This window comes from Abditibacteriota bacterium (assembly GCA_017552965.1).
GTDB lineage: Bacteria > Armatimonadota > UBA5829 > UBA5829 > UBA5829 > RGIG7931.
In genome coordinates this window covers 42,922-60,894 of the sequence record JAFZNQ010000062.1, presented here as the reverse complement: position 1 = coordinate 60,894, position 17,973 = coordinate 42,922, and the positions used below count along the sequence as shown (strand labels likewise).

At 60.1% G+C, this 17,973-nt stretch carries 11 protein-coding genes, 2 tRNA genes and 1 riboswitch; of the genes, 9 read left to right on the top strand and 4 right to left on the bottom strand.

Annotated features, from left to right (window positions below):
- Nucleotides 1-500: 500 nt before the first annotated feature.
- The gene (locus IK083_06090) at nucleotides 501-3,737 is read right to left on the bottom strand and encodes a hypothetical protein (protein MBR4749122.1); all 3,237 of its coding nucleotides are present in this window, start codon (nucleotides 3,735-3,737) and stop codon (nucleotides 501-503) included.
- A gap of 89 nt (nucleotides 3,738-3,826) precedes the next feature.
- Nucleotides 3,827-4,978 carry a hypothetical protein gene (locus IK083_06085; protein ID MBR4749121.1) on the bottom strand — a complete coding sequence of 384 codons (1,152 nt, stop codon included), beginning with the start codon at nucleotides 4,976-4,978 and terminating at the stop codon, nucleotides 3,827-3,829.
- 182 nt (nucleotides 4,979-5,160) lie between these two features.
- On the opposite strand from IK083_06085, the gene IK083_06080 reads away from it, so the two are divergent.
- From IK083_06080 to IK083_06040, 9 genes are all read left to right on the top strand, one after another.
- The gene (locus IK083_06080) at nucleotides 5,161-7,830 is read left to right on the top strand and encodes an HD domain-containing protein (protein MBR4749120.1); all 2,670 of its coding nucleotides are present in this window, start codon (nucleotides 5,161-5,163) and stop codon (nucleotides 7,828-7,830) included.
- Nucleotides 7,820-9,391 (top strand): hypothetical protein, encoded by a 1,572-nt coding sequence (locus IK083_06075; GenBank protein ID MBR4749119.1) that lies wholly within the window; start codon nucleotides 7,820-7,822, stop codon nucleotides 9,389-9,391. Before IK083_06080 ends, IK083_06075 begins: the two co-directional genes overlap by 11 nt.
- 85 nt (nucleotides 9,392-9,476) lie before the next feature.
- Nucleotides 9,477-9,552, top strand: a tRNA-Gly gene (locus IK083_06070).
- Between the two features lie 14 nt (nucleotides 9,553-9,566).
- Nucleotides 9,567-9,639: transfer RNA gene (locus tag IK083_06065), tRNA-Gly, on the top strand.
- A gap of 101 nt (nucleotides 9,640-9,740) precedes the next feature.
- Entirely contained in the window at nucleotides 9,741-13,091 is a 3,351-nt protein-coding gene (locus tag IK083_06060) for a carbohydrate-binding protein (protein MBR4749118.1), read from the top strand.
- Nucleotides 13,092-14,303: an SO_0444 family Cu/Zn efflux transporter gene (locus tag IK083_06055; GenBank protein MBR4749117.1), complete on the top strand. Its 1,212-nt coding sequence runs from the start codon at nucleotides 13,092-13,094 to the stop codon at nucleotides 14,301-14,303.
- A 131-nt stretch (nucleotides 14,304-14,434) separates the two neighbouring features.
- Nucleotides 14,435-14,695 carry an iron-only hydrogenase system regulator gene (locus tag IK083_06050; GenBank protein MBR4749116.1) on the top strand — a complete coding sequence of 87 codons (261 nt, stop codon included), beginning with the start codon at nucleotides 14,435-14,437 and terminating at the stop codon, nucleotides 14,693-14,695.
- Between the two features lie 4 nt (nucleotides 14,696-14,699).
- Complete coding sequence (gene hydG, locus IK083_06045) at nucleotides 14,700-16,154, top strand: [FeFe] hydrogenase H-cluster radical SAM maturase HydG (GenBank protein MBR4749115.1); 1,455 nt, start codon at nucleotides 14,700-14,702, stop codon at nucleotides 16,152-16,154.
- Between the two features lie 35 nt (nucleotides 16,155-16,189).
- Nucleotides 16,190-16,364: riboswitch (cobalamin riboswitch) on the top strand.
- A gap of 94 nt (nucleotides 16,365-16,458) precedes the next feature.
- On the top strand, nucleotides 16,459-17,202 hold the full coding sequence (locus IK083_06040; protein MBR4749114.1) for a prepilin-type N-terminal cleavage/methylation domain-containing protein: 744 nt from the start codon (nucleotides 16,459-16,461) through the stop codon (nucleotides 17,200-17,202).
- Nucleotides 17,203-17,242: 40 nt separating this feature from the next.
- On the opposite strand, the gene IK083_06035 is transcribed toward IK083_06040, so the two are convergent.
- Nucleotides 17,243-17,704: a S24/S26 family peptidase gene (locus IK083_06035; GenBank protein MBR4749113.1), complete on the bottom strand. Its 462-nt coding sequence runs from the start codon at nucleotides 17,702-17,704 to the stop codon at nucleotides 17,243-17,245.
- Complete coding sequence (locus IK083_06030; protein ID MBR4749112.1) at nucleotides 17,701-17,961, bottom strand: PqqD family protein; 261 nt, start codon at nucleotides 17,959-17,961, stop codon at nucleotides 17,701-17,703. Before IK083_06030 ends, IK083_06035 begins: the two co-directional genes overlap by 4 nt.
- Nucleotides 17,962-17,973: the final 12 nt, after the last annotated feature.

Sequence of the window (17,973 nt, the reverse complement as noted above, 5' to 3'; positions counted from 1 at the left end):
CGTCTGCGCCTCAGGTCTGCGCTCTGCGACGGGGCAGAAAAGAAGCTGCATTTCTGCCTTTTCCGCCTTGCGCCTGACGGCGACGCTTGCCCTTCGGCTTGAGCAGGGGCTTTATACCCCAAAAAATCTGCGATTTTTCGGGGACCCCGGATAACGCCCCTCCCACCCCGGCTTGGTCCGTGGCCGCGGCTCGCGGTTCTTTCGGGGTGTGGTGTCGGCTTGCGTTTTTCTTCGATCGGGCGGCATGGTTTTCCTCCTGCAAAGCCACAGGCTTTGCAGGGCAGAAAGACTATGTGCCATCCCGGCGGTGGGTGGGTGTTGCCGGGCGGCAACACCCTTTGTTTTATTAAGCCCTGAGCGGGCGCTCCCGCGCCCGCTCAAGGCGCCTTTTCCCGGCGGTATATTGCCGGCCGGGGTCACCTGCGCTGTATGAAAAAGCTTCATGCGCTCCCGCGCTCCCGGCGCAAAAAAACAGCGGGCCCGCGGGCCCGCTTGTCGGTTTATTCTCCCTTGTCCACGGAGCACACCACCGTGGACCAGTAGTCCATGTCGGTGCAGTTGAAGCCTCCCATGAACTGCCACTGTCCGTCGTGCTGGCTCACCTTGAAGATGATCTGGTTCCAGCCCTTGCGGATGGGCAGGGGGCCCGTGGAGAACTGGTTGGCCTGGCAGGGGTGTATCCTGTTGTCCTCAAATACCTTCTGGCCGTTGACGAAGACCTGCAGGCCGTCGTCGGAGCCGCCGGAGAAGGTGATCTTGGGCACGTTGGGGTCCGCCAGCAGCTCGTCCAGAGCCTTGGGGGAATACATCCACATAGAGAGATACACGGCCTTGTCCGTGTGCTTGGTGCCGTCAAAGTCAAACAGCTGCTTGTCGTTGGCGGACGCCGGCTTCCAATCTGCAGTGTCCACGCTGTCGGACATGCCGACGAAGTCCTTCTCGTTGGCTTCCGTGAAGTCGGCGCAGTCAAAGAAGGGGCTCTGTTTCAGATGCTGTATGTCTCCCAGAGCCGAGGCTGCCGCATTGTCGTCCGTCTCCAGGGGGGCGTTCTTCACTCCCAGGAAGGCAGCCAGCTCGGAATAGAGGAGTATCTTGTCCTTGGTGGGGGCCATTACGTCTATGCTGCACACCAGCACCTTGCCCTTGTCCTTTGGCACGGACACCAGAGCCGCGGCGTCGGGCTTCTGCTCCTGCTCCGTGCGGAACACGGCGGCGGTCTTCACGTTCTCGCCCCGGTAGTTCCAGGCGTCCCATTCGGTGTTGCAGGGGTCTATGACCCGGTTGCCCCTGGTCAGGATGTCGCCGCCTATGCCGCTGCTCATTATTTCCTTGTTGGAGGACTCGGTGAAATACAGCTTGGCGTTGGGGATATACCTGCTCACCATGGAGGTGGCCCGGCGCTCCACGGACTGCACTCCGGCGCCGGCTATGCGGCTCACCAGAGGAGCGTTGCCCTTGTCAAGGCCCCACACGCACACTATTTTCCCCGCCCTGGTAAAGGCGTCGGCCTTCCGTTGTACAGCGTCGATATTGCTCTGGTCCAGGCTTGAGCCGTCCACAAGGAGCATCCGGGCGTCGTCGCCGCCTGTCAGGTCCCAGCCCGCCAGCCGCAGCACCGAATACAGCTTGCTGCCCTTGTCACCCGCGTAGCACACCTTGTCTATCCAGGGAGCGGGATACCGGTATTTGACCTTTTCCTCGGGAGGGGCGGACCACTTGCCTTTTTTGGCTCCCGCCGGCTCGAAGGCGTCTTTGATGGCCTCGAACATGGGCCATTCCCTGTAGAGAGGCAGGGAGGGGTCGTAGCCCGGGTTGAAGGTAGTGGTGTAGGGGCCCAGCCTTTCGGGCTGCACGCCCAGCTGCCCTTCCTGCTGCCTGTCAAAGAAGATGCCGTCCCTGAGGGCGGGGGCTTTGGCTGTGTTCGCCAGACCCAGAGGCAGGGGCTGCAGGGCGTACCAGGCCAGATTGAACACGCACATATAGGTGGCGCCGTTGGCCCTCTGGTCCAGAGCCAGATTGGCCCAGCTTTCGTAGGCCAGGGCTTCCATCCTGCCCAGCATGCTCTCGTAGGCCCGGTCGCCGTTCCACTTGGACACCTCCTTGGGAGTGCCGTAGTAGGCGGCGGTGCACTCGCCTACGCCCCAGGGCTTGGACTTGGCGGCTATGGTCTTGTAGTAGTCCCCGCCGCCGTAGTGGAGCATATTGACGGGGAGCTGTCCGCCCAGGTCCTCGCAGCCGTCGCCGGAGACCCACACCCGGGAGGGGTCCAGCTCCCGGCAGATATCGTACAGGGCGCCGCATTTCTCATACACCATGGACCTTTCCTCTTCCGTGTGCCCCGCCACGCCCATGCCGGCGGCGACCTCGTTCTCTATGGACCAGCCGAACACCGAGGGATGGTTGCGGTCCCGCAGCACCAGCCTTCTCACGTGGTCCCGGGCTCTGGTCCAGAATTCGTCCACCATGAAGTTGAAGGCGCAGTGGCTCTCCCATATGGCGCTTTCGTCCAGCACCGCTATGCCCATCTCGTCGGCCATATCCATGTAAAACTCGGGATAGGGCTGGGCGTGGAGCCGCACGGCGTTGCCGTTGGCGGCCTTGATGGCGGTGTACCAGGCCCAGGGGTAGCGGCGGGTCATCTGAGGGATGCCCATGAAGTGCCAGGAGTCTCCCTTCAGGACTATCTTTTTGCCGTTGAGGAGCAGGTCCCTGCCTTTGATCTCATACTCTCTGTAGCCGAAGCGCCGGTCCAGCCGGTCTCCGGAGTCCCCGGACAGGGTAAAGGAGGCCAGCAGCAGGGAGGGCTTGTCCATGCTCCAGAGGGGCAGGCCCGCGCCGGAGCAGGTCACTGTGGCTGTGGTCATCCCGCCGGCGGGCACCGTCACCGAGGCCGAGGAAAACTCCGCCAGGGCCTTGCCAAAGTCCGCCCGGCCCCTGTCGGCGGGGTCCGGGGCGCCGTTCTTGCCGGTGATCCATCTGTAAACGCTGCCCGACAGGTCCACCTGTTTGGCGCTGTCCGTGTAGTTGGCCACCGTGACCTCGGCGGTGACCCGGCCCGAGGAGACGGAGGGGTCCAGATACACGTCCTGTATGCTCACCTTTTCCCGGGCGTACAGTATCACGTCCTGCCAGATGCCCCTGATGTGCATGCCCCAGAAGGAGCCGGAGGGGTAGGTGATATTGCCCCGGGGTCCCTGCTTGTTGAAATCCTGAGGCGGCACCACCCTCACCGTGAGGGTGTTCACGCCGGGCTTCACGTATTTGGTCACGTCGAAATAAAAGGGCATAAAGGAGTCAAAGCCCTCGCCGAACTGCTCTTCGTTCATAAAGGCCTCAAAGCCTCCGGCGATGCCCTTGAAGCAGATAAATATCTCCTTGCCCTCAAAGGAGGAGGGCAGGGTGAACTCTTTGGTCATGACCCCCAGCTTATAGCTTTCCCACTCCTTGGGATAGGAGGGATAGCAGCGGAAGTCGCCCCCGTTGCCCGAGGAAAAGGAATTCACGTTCCAGGGGGAAGGGATGGAGATAGGCGTTGGGTCGGGCTCCAGCTCCCCGGGGTCGGCGGAGGAGTCCTCCGCGCCCATGAACTGCCAAGCTCCGTTGAGACACAGCTCTCCTATGCCCGCAGAGGGCTCAAAAACACCCAGGTCCGGAGCGTAGGCTCCGTGAAACAGGGCTGAGGCAAAGGCGCTCCCGCAGACAAAGAGAAAGAGCGCGGCTGCAAAAAGTAATTTCATGGCGTTCCTCAAAACAGGTGTATTTCAATACTATTATAGAACAATAGCCCGCCTATTGCAACGGGCAAAAGCCGAAGTATCGCTCTCCGTCAGTAGATCCGGGTGGCGCGGCAGGCTTTGTACATGGCGAAGGTGTTTTCCACGGGCACCGTGGGAGGCAGGTTGTTGCCCTCCCTCAGTACAAACCGGCCCGAATCGGCTATGCCGCTGGTAAGTATATCCCGGGTGTGGCTGTACACCTCCTCCGGGCTGTGGGTCTCGAGAAAGGGGACGGAGGGTCCGCCCAGTATCTCGCACCGGTCTCCCACAAGACTGCGCTCCGCTGCAAAATCCATGGGGAAGCCTGTGTCTATGGAATTTACCCCCAGCTCCTCTACCAGTGTCCGATGGTGCCTCTGGGCGTTGCCGCACACGTGCATGGACACCACCGGCGAATCGTATCGGAGGGCGTCCACTATCCTTTTGTGGAAGGGCAGTATCAGCTCCTTGTAGGTCTTCTCGCCGATGAGCTGGATGGAATCGTCGGCAAAGCCCATCACCGGCAGGTGGGCGTTGTCGCCGAACATGTAGCTGCGGAAGGCCTTCAGGTGCCTGATGATGGCTTCCGTGACAAGATCCAGGAGCTCCAGAGCATAATCGGTGTCGGCCATGAGATCTGTCATGAATTCTCCTGCGCCCCGTATGTCGCAGCACACGGTGAGAGGCCCGTCGGTGCCCATGCCCGTGCAGCCGGATATATACACGGGGCTGCCCATATATTCGAAGGTCCCGGCTTTCTTTTCTATATATTCCCGAAATTCCGCCACCCTGGCGTATATGCCCGTAAAGACTTCGGGGATGCCTCTGTCAAAGATGCTCCTTTTGTTGTCCTCCGACAGGAAGGGCCCGCAGTAGGGCACCTGTCCCGGCGGAAACACGGGCTGTCCTCCCAGCCATGAGCATTCGTGGATGTTCATAAGATCTATGAACACGGGCCACGCGGCAGGGACTCCCATCTCCTGATCGCAGAACAGCTTGTGCCGTGAATAATACTGCATGAGCAGCTGACATTCAAGGAGCGTCTGCGGGTCCTCAAAATAATCCCGGAAGGTGTATCCCTTAGTGTTGACGGAAGGGTCGTCCATAATGATGCGCGGATTGACCCCGAGTATCATGGGGACCCTGACGGGCCTTCCGGCGCGGTAAGCTTCCCACACGGCCCGGACCTCTGCGTTGTGCTCCGAAAAATCCATAGGTTTCATAGCGCGCTGTCACTCCTCCTGCCCGGCAAACCCGGGCAGAACAAAATATAGTCACTATGAATATAGCATAATCTCAGGGAGGCCGTCAACGAAATATTTTTTGAAAAATCCCCGCAGGAAGGCTCTTTTTTCATCCCGGTATGCTATAATGTGAGTATAAATACTACGGGAAGGACGCAGATATGTATGATCTGAACTCATTGGGCGCCGTCAGCTATGCGGGGCTGGATCTGATATGTGTATTCATAATACTGTCTGTGGGGATACTGCGAAGATACTACCTCAAGGGTATCTCCACCGGGGCGGAATGGGTCATATATACCTTGAGCGTCTGCTACTCCGTCAATTTGATCTGCGACGCCGCCTGGGCCCTGGGCGAGAGCTCCGGAGCCATGTCCGCTCCGGCCTTTTATGCGGCAAACTCCATATACTTCATCACCCTCATCGCAGGCTCTGCCTGCTGGTTCGTGTATTCCATGGGCGCTCTGGGCCGCAAGTGGATCCAAAGGCGTCCCCTGCTGATACTTCTGGCGCTGCCCTCTCTGGCAGTGGTGTATCTGGCAGTGACGGCCCAATCCAACGGGCTGCTGTTTTACCTCTCCGACGCCGGCAAATACGAAAGGGGCTCCTTGTTCCCGTTGTTTGCGGTCATCAACTACGGCTACCTGGTGGTCAGCGCCCTGGCAGGTCTGGCGGCCGCCTTTCACAGAAAGAGGGGAGCGGTCATCTTTCTGGCCACCATCCCCGTGCTGGGCATAGCCCTGCTGCACGTGGTGCTCCACGTCAACTACGCTTCCATAGGCTTTATGCTCATGCTCTTCGTCATGTTCTGGGGGGAGATGATGAGGTTCTCCGCCGCCCACAGTGAGCAGCAGCGCAGCCTGACCCGGATGAGCGAGTCCCTGTCCCAGCAGGAAAAGCAGGCCATCCTCAGAGAACAGACCGCCAGGATACTGGCCGCGGATTATGACTCAGTGTTCGTGGTGAACTCTCATGCTCACACCCTCACCACTCTGAGGCTCACCGCCGAATACGACAGTCTGGTGGAGAGGCTGCCGGAGGAGCAGGATTTTTACAAGCGCGTTGAGGACGGCATCCGGCGCAACATACACCCGGAGGACAGAGACTTCGTCGCCCGGCAGCTGGCCCCGGCAAACGTGGAGACCAGGCTCAGGCTCCAGCAGAGCTTTTCCCTGGTATATCGCACCGTAAAGGACGGCAAGAGCTACTACAACCGCATGAAGCTGGCCCGGGGGGACGACCCGGACTATTTTGTGGTGGGCATCAAAAACATTGACCCCGAGATCACCAAGGAGATAGAGAGCGAAAAGCAGCGGAATACTCTGGAGATGATGAAGGTGTTCTACGGTCTGGCGGAGGACTTTGCCTGCGTGCTGCAGATAGACACCGACAACGGCGCCGACACCCTCTACACCATTACCGTGGACCTGGGGCTCCCCGGAGACTTCTGGCCTGCCTCCATGCCCTATGCCGACAGGATGGAGCTGATAAAGGACGAATTCGTGGCTCCCGAGGACCGGCTGGGCTTCAGCAACGCCACCCGTCTGGAAAACGTGAAGATCCAGCTGGACCGCTACAAGACCTATTATTACAACTTCCACATGATCATCAGGGGCATGGCCCAGAACTGGCAGGTGAAATATATACGCTCGGAGACGGAGCCCGCGGGTCTGGTGTGCGGCTTCAGAAACACTGACCGTGAGGTGAACATCATAGAGCAGAACCGCCGTCTGGAAAAAGAGACCGTGCGGCAGAACGACTTTTTCAACCTGTTCGCAGCCGATTACGTCTCGGCCTTCTACATCAATCTGGACGACGGCACCTTCACGGCATACAAGATACAGCCCCAGCTGGAGGGGGTCCTCTCCATCTCCGACTTTGAGGCCGCCATGGGCGCCTACATAGGCAACGTGGTCTATGAGCAGGACAGGCCCTATATGCTGGAGGTGTGCAAGAGGGAAAACATCAAAAAGCAGCTGGAAAAAGCCGACGGCTTCTCCGCGGTGTTCCGGGAGACCCTGTCGGGGCAGGTCACCTATCACCGGCTCCGGGTCAAGCGGGGCTCCGACAGGCTCCACGCCGCCGCTGCCTTTATGGACGTCAACGACGAATTTGAGCGGGAGGCCCGGGAAAAGGAGCGGCTGGAGCGGCTGGTGGAGGAGCGCACCTCCGCCCTGCGCAGTCAGAGCGAGGCCCTGAAGCGCATGAGCACCGGCATCGTGGACCTGCTGGGCAACGTGGTGGAAAGCCGCGACCTCTCCAGCGGCCAGCACGTGCGCCGGGTGCGGAGACTGACCCGCATACTGGCCACCCAGGTCATGAAGTCCTGCCCCGAATACGGCCTGACGGAGGAGCTCGTGGACAGCATCACCTCGGCCTCGGCCCTGCACGACCTGGGCAAGATAGCCATTCCCGACACGGTGCTGCTGAAGCCCGGCTCCCTCACGCCGGAAGAATTTGAGCTCATGAAGACCCACTCGGAAAAGGGCAGCGCCCTGCTGACGGGCATGAAGGGCTACTGGGATCCCGATTATCTCCGGCTGAGCATGGATATATGCCGCTCGCACCACGAGCGGTGGGACGGCCGGGGCTACCCCGACGGGCTGAAGGAGGACGATATACCCATAGGGGCCCAGATAGTGTCGGTGGTGGACGCCTACGACGCCCTGACTTCGGAAAGAGTGTACAAGAGCGCCGTCAGCCATCGAAAGGCTGCGGACATGATACTGGGAGGCCAATGCGGGGTCTTTTCGGACCGGCTGCTGCGGTGCTTTGAGGCCTCCCTGGAAGAGTTTCGAAACATCACGGAGAAGACGAACAATGAAGACTAAAGCTGTATGGGCGGCGCTGATGGCGTTGCTGTGCTGTCTGCCCCTGTGGGCCCTGGAGGGCAGTATCGAGGCCGACGAAGAGAACATCATCAATCCGGGCATCATAGGGCCCGGGGTCAACTTCAGCTTTTCCGATTATGAATATTTCAACATGATCACCGGGGACCAGTGGGACGGTATCGAGAGCCGCCACGTGCCTTTTCCCGGGGACACAAAGGAGTGGGACCGCTTCAACGCCCTCATGGACTACGCCGGCTTTTCCTATATACGCCTGTGCGTGGGAGTCAACCAGTGGGAGCCGGTGAACGACAACTCCGACCCCTGGGACACGGACCTGGAGGGCGGCTTTGTCTTCTCCCCGGGCTACCGGAAGGCCCATCCTGAGCTGCCGGAGGCCAACTATCTGAACGACAAGGCCTACATGGACGCCCTCTACACCCTGCTGGGCCGCTGGAGCCGGCAGAACAAATACGTGGTGCTGGGCAACTGGGACGAGGACAACGGCAATTTCGCCGGCCCTCTGGGCAACTGGCTCAAGAGCCCCGACTCCCCCAAGGACAGAAGGGGCCTCTACTGCAGTATCCCCGAGCTCACCGAGTCTCTGGCGGCCATTTGCCGCCACCTGAGGCGGGACAAGGGCTTTACCTGCGTAAAGGGAGTCTCCTTTTACAACGAGCCCGAAGGCTTTGACCGGTATTACGACACCCTCACGGAGGTTTACGGCACTCTGGGAGCCCAGCTGGAGCGCCTGGGGGTCCGGGACCTCATCGGGATACAGGGATTTGACGGAGCCGTGTTTTACAGCCGGGAAAAGGGCTGGCCCGAGGACGGAGTGAAGCAGCTCCTGGACCGGGCGGGCAAAAACATAGACTTAGTGTCCTGCCACGATTATTGGTCCTGCTTCGAATATGACGACCCGTCCTCAAACAAGGCCCACGGCACCATCAGGACCTTCAGCGAGGACAAGGAAAACGGGCCCGCCATGGAGCAGATAGCCGAATACAACAGGACCCACGGCAGGGATATAAACTTTGTGATAGGGGAGCTGGGCGCCTTTGCCTACAGCCCCACGGAGACCGGCGACGCCCTCTTTATCCAGAGGCTCCACAGCGCCGAATATACGGCCCGGGCCTTCAATCAGGGGGTCAAGGCCGTGGCCTACTGGGTGTACAACACCAACTATCACAAGGCCTGGAGGCTGCTCACCTTTGACAAGGACGGCCATTTTTGTCCCGACCCGGTGAGCTATTATCCCATGGCTCTGGTGATGAGATATATTCCCGGGGGCTCCGACGTGTTTGAGACCCGGGTCAAGGGCTGTCTGGACGACAAGGGAGTCCAGAGGGTGTGGTGCTGCGGAGTGAAGAAGGGCAAGGCCCGGACATTGCTGGTGGTGAACGACGGCGATGAAGCCCGGCTGACCCTCCCCCGGGAGTATGCCGGCTGCAGGCATCTCTACGTGACCGATGAGTGCAGGGACAGGATATACTCCGCACCCTCCGGGGCCGAGGCGGTGCTGAAAAAGGAGAGCATCAACGTCTTTACGAACCTCACCTATTAGCCCCCGGGCCGGGGGGCTCCGGAAAAATGCCGGCCCTTGCTTGACAAAACCCGCCGTGATGTAATATAATAAATATGTCAAACGGGCAGGAGTAGCTCAATTGGTAGAGCGCTAGCCTTCCAAGCTGGATGTCGCGAGTTCGAACCTCGTCTCCTGCTCCATTTTTCTGCACTATGCAGGAGTAGCTCAGTTGGCAGAGCGTCAGCTTCCCAAGCTGGATGTCGCGAGTTCGAGCCTCGTCTCCTGCTTTTTTTATTGTCTCCCCGCCTTTTTCCTTCCCCCCTGCTTTTGCTATTTTATCCGTATGGTGCTATACTTGACCTGGAAGTATATCGATAGGAGAGTAGTTATGCGTTATCTCTTGCTGTGCCTGTTTCTGTCGGTCCTTGCCGCCTCTCTGGTCAGGGCCGGGGATCTGGAGCTGTGGAGGAGCCTGTGCCGCCCGGAGGGGCTGCCGGTGGAAAAGGGCCCCTCGGGAGTGCCCATGGGAGGCATAGGCTGCGGCTACGTGGAGCTTGGCCCGGAAGGGTTTCTCGTCCGCAACTGCATGAACAACATCCACGAGTCCTACATAGGGGACCCCCGGGGCTCCTTTTTTGCCATCAGGGAAAAGACCGGCGGACGGACCCGGACGGTCCGGCTGCAAAAGGACGACGACGTCCTCTGGGGCATGAAGGGAGCAGAGGACATAGACTACTCCGGCATGTTCCCCGTGGCAGACAGCGTATATACCTGCGGCCCCCTGGCCACCCGGGCGCGCATGACCTCCTATTCCTTTTTGGTCCCCTACAGCCCCGGGGACAGCGCTCTGCCGGTGGTGTTTTTTGACTTCAGTCTGACCAATGACTCCGCAAATAAGGCGGAGCTGAGCCTGCTCTTTTCCTTTGCCGACGTGATAGGCAGGGGCATCAAAGACACGGAGAGATGGGCCGAAGAGGGCTTTCGCATGGACGGCAACTCCTCCTTCTGGCATTTTATGACCCCTCCCGACACCAAGGCTTCCCCCATGAGCGTAAAGGGCTGGACCGGCGCCTCCCTGGACGCCGCCGCTCCCTTCAGGCCTTCCAAGCTCACCCTGCAGAACTACAACGGGCATATAGCCCTGCTCTCCGACGGGGAGACCTCCTGGGGTGAATATATGCTGGCGGACAAGGGCGCCTTTGACGCCTTTCGGGAGACCGGCGCCATGAAGCCCTGTCCGGTGGAGCCGGCCCCGGAGCCTGCCGACAAGCCGGCAAAGGCTCTGGCTGTCGCCAGACAGGTGGAGCTCCTGCCGGGGGAGACCAAAAGGGTCTTCTTTGCCCTGGCCTGGTTCGCAGACCCCGTATCTCCGGAGACCCTGGCTGCCGCCAAGCGCCACTCCGGGATGAGCTATGACAAGTATTATCACAACTATTTTGACAGCATAGGCTCCCTGCTGGCCTACGCCATTGACCGGAGGGAAAGGCTGCTCGGGGAGACCCTTGCCTGGCAGCTGCCCATCTTGCGCAGCTCTCTGCCGGGCTGGCTGAAATTCAAGATCATCAACAGCGGCTACACCGTATATACCAACGGAGTGCTGACCCGGGACGGCGACTACACCTCTCTGGAGGGAGGCATGGGAGGCCTGGGAGGCACCATGGACCAGAAGCTGTCCTCCAACCCCTTCGTGTATGCCCTTCTGCCTCAGCTGGACAGAAACGAAAACATGCAGTTCGGCAACTATCCGGAGCCCGGAGGCGAGATCAGCCATTTTGACGTGCACTACTACGACGGCATCAACACCCACGTCAAAAAGGAGGACGGGGGCATAGGGCAAAACAGCGATATGGCCAGGGCTGCGGGCACCCAGGGGAGCATGGTGGACAACACGGGCACCTGGCTCCTGCAGCTGGTGAAGACCTATGAGCAGACCGGCGACGGCAGCCTGATCAGGCGATACTATCCCCGCATCAAAGCGGCCATGGCCTTCATGGAGCAGCGGCACAACTCTCTGGGCTTTCCCGACTACAACACCACCTATGACGATCATCCCCATCCCAAGGGGTTCGTATATACCGCCGTGCTGTATCCCGTCATGCTGGAGGCGGCCCGCAGGGCTGCCGTCCTGTGCGGAGACGGGGAGGGAGCCGCAAAATATGCGGCCATGCGCCAAAAGGCTCTGGAAGGGGCGGAAGCCCTCTTTGTGGAAGATGGAGGCTATTACGCCTACGGCTACGACTTCGGCAAGGATGAGCCGGTGAAGAGCCAGATCCACACGGGCGCTCTGGCCGGCCAATTTATCAGCCGGCTCCTGGGCTGGGACAACCTGCCCTATGACAGGGCCAAGTCGTCTCTGGCCTTCACCCTGTCCACCGCCATCGGACGGGCTCCCGGGTATTACAGCCCCAAGGCCTACGACGTGGAGGACGACCGGTATCTGGATATGCAGTCTTCTGCCTGCTGGCCCTTTTATCAGGACAGCTACGTAGCCATGGCGGCCATTCAGATGGGCATGGTCAGGGACGGCCTCACTCTGCTGGAGGCCACCCAGAAGGTCCATGCGGACAAGGGCTTTCTGTGGACTCAGAGCCTGTGGACCCCGGCGTTCCTCACCTACATGACCGCTCCCGTGAGCTGGTACGTGACCCAGACCCTGGCGGGGGCCTCCGTGGACGTCCCCGGCCGGACCCTGACCCTGGGGCCCGCAAGGACGGCGGACAACACCATGCTGCCCCTGTATTTCCCGGATTTCTGGGCGGAGCTGTATATCAATTATCCCGAGAGGCGGGCTCAGCTGAAGATCACCCGGAGCCGCCGGGTCCACGTCTTTGAGACCCTGCAGATCCGGACCGGGGACGACCGCCGGGAGACCGCGGTCCTGCCTGCAGCCTTCAGGACCGAAAAGGGCGCCATGCTGGATCTGACTCCCTGGTTCGGGGCTCTGACCGCCTGCGAGGGGGACCCGGCCCTGCTGAAGCCGGCCCCGGAATACAGGACCTACTATCCCGAGCTGGAGCCCGAGGGCCGCGGAGCGAAAAAAGAGACCTTTTCGGAGGGCGCTCCCGCAGAGAGCGTGATAGTTGCCGACATAGACGGTAGCCTCACCGGAGACAGGACCGTGTATTCCGGCTATCTGCTGCCGAAATATATGGAGGAATATGAGCTCTGTGTGGTCACCGACGGCGCAGCCCGGCTGGAGATAAACGGCAGGGACCTGGGGGCCGGCGGCAGGTATCTCTTTGACCAGAGGAAAAAATACGCCTTCAGGCTGACCGCAGAAAAGGCTTCCCGGGTCCGTCTGGAGTGGGAGAGCTTTTCTCTGACCAGGGAAAAGGTGCCCGCGAGCCGCCTCTATCCCCCGGTGGAGGTGGGTATGCCCGTGTATTGCGCGGACGCCACGGAGCTGACGGGACCGGTGCGGGTGGAGGACGGACATCTGGGATTTATAGAAAACGGCTGCCACGCCCTGCTGCCGCCTATAGACATACCCGCCGGCCGCTACACGCTGGCGGCGGAGGTGTCCAGCGCCACGGAGGGCGGGACCCTGACCGTGAAGTCCGGTGACAGGACCCTCTGCGCTATAGATGTGAAAAACACCGGCGGCTGGACCTCCTTCCGGGAGCAGACTGCCGCCTTTGATACGGAGGGAAGCTCCGGGCCCCTGCTGCTGGAATTTGCAGGAGGCTCAGGCTATCTCTTCAACGTGAAGACCATCGAGCTTCGAAAGGAGAAGGAATAGATGGAAGATCTGGTGAGGCTGGTGGTCCTGAAGACCTGGGAGGTCACGGTCCGGATGGCCCCCTATATACTGTTCGGCTATCTCATGGCCGGCATACTCAGGCTGTTTTTGTCGGTGGACAAGGTAAGGCGCTATCTGGGGGAGGACAATCCCCTGGCAGTCCTGTGGGCGGCCCTGCTGGGGGTGCCCCTTCCGCTGTGTTCCTGCGGCATCCTGCCCGTGGCGGCGTCCCTGAGAAGCGGAGGCGCCTCCAGGGGAGCGGTGGCTTCCTTTTTGCTGTCCACTCCTCAGACCGGCGTGGACAACATCATCGCCACCTACGGAATGATGGGCTGGGCCTTCGCTCTGTGGCGCCCCGTGCAGGCCTTTTTGATGGGGCTCCTGGGCGGGACCCTCATTGACCTGTTTGACAAAGAGGCTCCAGCCGGCGGGACAGAGGAGCCCTCGTGCTGCTGCGAGAAGGAAAAAGCCCCGGAGCCCTCATGCTGCGAGAAAGAAAAGGCCCCGGAGACCTCGTGCTGCTGCGAGAAGGAAAAGGCTCCGGAGCCTTCGTGCTGCTGTGAGAAGGAAAAGGAGCCGGAGCCCTCTTGCTGCTGTGAGAAGGAAAAGGAGCCGGAGCCCTCATGCTGCTGCGAGAAGGAAAAGACTTCCGAGCCCTCATGCTGCTGCGGCGAGGTGAAAAAACAGCACCCTGCGGCGGCCGCGCTGCTGTACGCTTTTCGCGACCTGCCCGGGGAGATAGGCGGTCATCTGCTGCTGGGCCTTGTGCTGGCCGGCGTGTTTTCCGCCCTGTGTGACCCGGGGTCATTTCGCCACGCCTTCGGCGGCCTCTTCGGTCAGATAGGGATATGCGTGTTGCTGGGGCTGCCTATGTACGTCTGCTCCACGGCCTCCATACCTCTGGCCTTTTCGCTGGTGGCTGCCGGCTTTGAGCCCGGAGCCGCTCTGGTGTTCATGGTGACGGGCCCGGAAACCAATCTGGCCGCCTTCCCGGTGCTCTCCAGACTGCTGGGAGGCAAGGGGCTCTGCATCTATCTGGCCACCGTGATAATCACGGCCTGCCTGTGCGGCATACTGCTCAACGGCTTTCTCAGCCTGTCCGGCGGCGCCGGCGAGGCCTGTCACGAGAGCTCCCCGAGCGCCCTGTGGGGCGCGCTGCTGCTGGCGGTGCTCTTTATGGGAGTCATACGAAAATATACCCGGGCCGATTGAAACCACGGCCGGAAAGTGCTATAATAATACTGAGCCTGACACAAAGGTGTTCCTGACTGAAAGGCGACAGCAAGAGATCGTGTCAATGACGCTGCCGTCCCTTTTGGGGCGGCAGTTTTTTGGGAGTATATATGGAAACGAGAGTGGCTGTCATCAGCGTCATAGTGGAAAAGGAGGAGGCCGCCCCCCGCCTCAACGAGCTGTTTCACCGCAGCAGACAGTGGATCATAGGGAGGATGGGCATCCCCTACAAGCAAAAGAACGTGAGCATCGTGAGCATTGCTCTGGACGCTCCCCAGGACGTCATAGCCGCCCTGGCAGGACAGATAGGCAAGCTGGAGGGAGTGTCGGTGAAGACCGCCTACTCGTCTCTCATTACAAAGGAAGGATAACAGCATGGCAGAATACAAATATGACCCCGGGTCCCACGTGGCGGACGAATTCATACATGACGGCGAGATCAGGGAGACTCTGGACTACGCCCGGGAGCACAGCAGGGACAGGGCGCTGATAGAAGCGATCCTCGACAAGGCCCGGCCCCGGAAGACGGAGGACGGCTGGCACTGCGAAGGCCTTGACCACAGAGAGGCTTCGGTGCTGCTCGCCTGCGAGCTGCCGGACCTGAACGAACGGATATTCGAGACGGCCCGGGAGATAAAGCTGGCCTTTTATGGCAACCGCATAGTGATATTTGCGCCGCTGTATCTGTCCAACTACTGCGTCAACGGCTGCATATACTGCCCTTATCACATGAAAAACAAGACCATCCCCCGGAAAAAGCTCACTCAGGAAGAGGTGAAGGCGGAGGTCATAGCCCTGCAGGATATGGGGCACAAGCGTCTGGCCATAGAGGCGGGGGAGGACCCGAAGAACAACCCTCTGGAATACATACTGGACTGCATCCACACCATATATTCCGTCAAGCACAAGAACGGAGCCATCAGAAGGGTCAACGTGAACATAGCCGCCACCACCGTGGACAACTACCGGCGCCTGAAGGAGGCGGGCATAGGCACCTATATACTGTTTCAGGAGACCTATCACAAGGAGAGCTATCTCAAGCTGCACCCCACGGGCCCCAAGCATGACTACAACTATCACACCGAGGCCATGGACAGAGCCATGGAGGGCGGTATCGACGACGTGGGACTGGGAGTCCTGTTTGGCCTGGAGCTCTACAAATACGAGTTTGCCGGCCTGATCATGCATGCGGAGCATCTGGAAGCCGTCTATGGAGTGGGCCCTCACACCATATCGGTGCCTCGGGTGAAGAAGGCCGACGACATAGACCCGGACGCCTTTGACAACTCCATCTCCGACGACACCTTTGCCAAGATAGCCGCCTGTATCCGCATAGCCGTGCCCTACACGGGCATGATCATCTCCACCAGAGAGACGGAGGAGGTGCGGTCCCGGCTGCTCCAGTGCGGAGTCAGCCAGGTCAGCGGAGGCTCCAGGACCTCCGTGGGAGGCTACACTCAGGAAGAGAGGCCCCATGACACGGAGCAGTTTGACGTGTCCGACCAGCGCACTCTGGACGAGGTGGTGCGGTGGCTCATGGAGAGCGGCCATATACCCTCCTTCTGCACCGCCTGCTACAGAGAGGGCAGGACCGGCGACCGGTTCATGAGCCTGTGCAAGAAGGGGCAGATACAGAACTGCTGCCACCCCAACGCTCTCATGACCCTGACGGAATATCTCACGGACTACGCTTCGCCGGAGACCCAAAAGCTGGGCTACGACATGCTGGAGCGGGAGCTGCAGAATATACCCAAGGAAAAGGTGCGGCAGATAGCCGAGGACAACATCAGGGCCATCAAAAACAGCGAAAAAAGAGATTTCAGATTCTGACCGAAAGCCCCGTGCCGCCTGTTGACGGACGGGGCTTATTTTGCTATAATAATGGTGGACGAATCAGGGAATCCGGTGCGAATCCGGAGCGGTCCCGCCGCCGTAAGCAGCGACGAAAGCCACAGTGGTCACTGGGCAGTATGCCCGGGAAGGCCGGCAAGTAGGTCCGAGCTGCGAGCCGGAATACCTGCCGTTAAATAAAACCTCGCGGACTGGGTTTTTTCTGAGGACAAATACGGGTCCCCGCATACGTGCGGGGGCCTTTGTTTTTACCCGTCTGCGGCATGCAAACGAGGTATTTGCAATGACAACCACACAGAGACCGGCCGTCTCTCAAAACAAGGCCTTTACCCTTATCGAACTGCTGGTGGTCATAGCCATCATCGCCATTCTGGCGGCCATTCTGTTCCCCGTGTTCGCTCAGGCCCGGGAAAAGGCCCGCCAGACCCAGTGCCTCTCCAACATCAAGCAGGTGGGCACCGCCTGGATGATGTACACTCAGGACTGGGACGAGACCGCCTGCCCCACCTACGACCTGGACACCTTCTGCATCTGGTGGGACGGCAAGGACAACACCTGGGTGGACGGCAACTTCTACAGCGACCAGGGCTATCTGAGCCCCTACACCAAGAACGGACAGATCACAGGCTGCCCCTCCTTCCACGGACAGTCCTTTGACCGCAAGGTCACCGGCTACGGCTACAACGTGCACATAGGCGGCGACTACGGCGGCTGGGGCGCCGACGGCGCTTATTACAACCCTCCTCTTGCCAGGGTGGGGGCTATAGTGAAGCCTGCGGAGACCATCCTCTTCGGCGACACCGCCTGCAATTCCGGCGGAGTGGTCTATGGCAACAACACCATGTATTCCGATGATAACATGGGACCCTACGGTTATCTGCATTTCAGACACAACGACAAGGTGGCCAACATCGTTTACGCCGACGGCCATGCCGCCGGCATGAGCAACCCCAACGTGCTGGTGAACAACCAGATCAAGACTCTGGGCAGAGCCGAAAAGAGGCTCTATCTCCCCGACGCCGAATAATTGGCAAAAAAACGCAGCGGATATCCGACGATATCCGCTGTTATTTTTTGCGCAGAAGCTTTTTTGCCAGGGGCAGGAGCCCGGAGCGTTGCAGGATGCGCCGGAGCCTTCTGCCGGCCCGGAACGCGCTGCGCCTCAGAGGAAAGAAGAAGGTCCACAAAAAGGCGTAGAGCCTGTAGCCCGGGTGCCGGACGCCGTATTCACGCCCCTTGCGCTTGAAGCCGGTGAGAACGCCCACCACCGCTTCCTCCGGGGCTGTCTCCGGGGTGTAATTGTTGTCTCCCCGGGTGATAAAACAGCCGTCCTGTCTGCCGACTATCCGGTGCAGCACGTAAAGGGAGCCCTGCCTGAACAGGATCACGTCCCCTTTCCGTGGGGGCTCCTTAGGAGGGGCTATGATCACCAGGTCCCTGTCCTCGCGGAGCATGGGAGCCATGCTGGCCCCCCTGGTCTTATAAACCAGCACCCCGTCCCGCCGGAGCAGCTCTTCAAGGGAGCTCATTCTTCCAGAGCGTCTATGGAGCGCAGTATATCCAGGATCCTGTCCACTCCGTCTGCTATGACCTCCCGGGGGGCGTCATATTTGCGGCACATGGCGTCCACGATCCCGTCCCGGGTGGTGTCCTCGGTGAGGCACTTTGCTATAAAGGCGGCAGTCCTGTTGCTGCGGATGAGGCCGCCGAAGCTGCCTCGGCCTACGGGCACCAGAAAGGTGGTGTCTTCTATTTCCTGAGTCAGAAATTGCTGTTTGAGTTTCATGGGTGTTCCTTG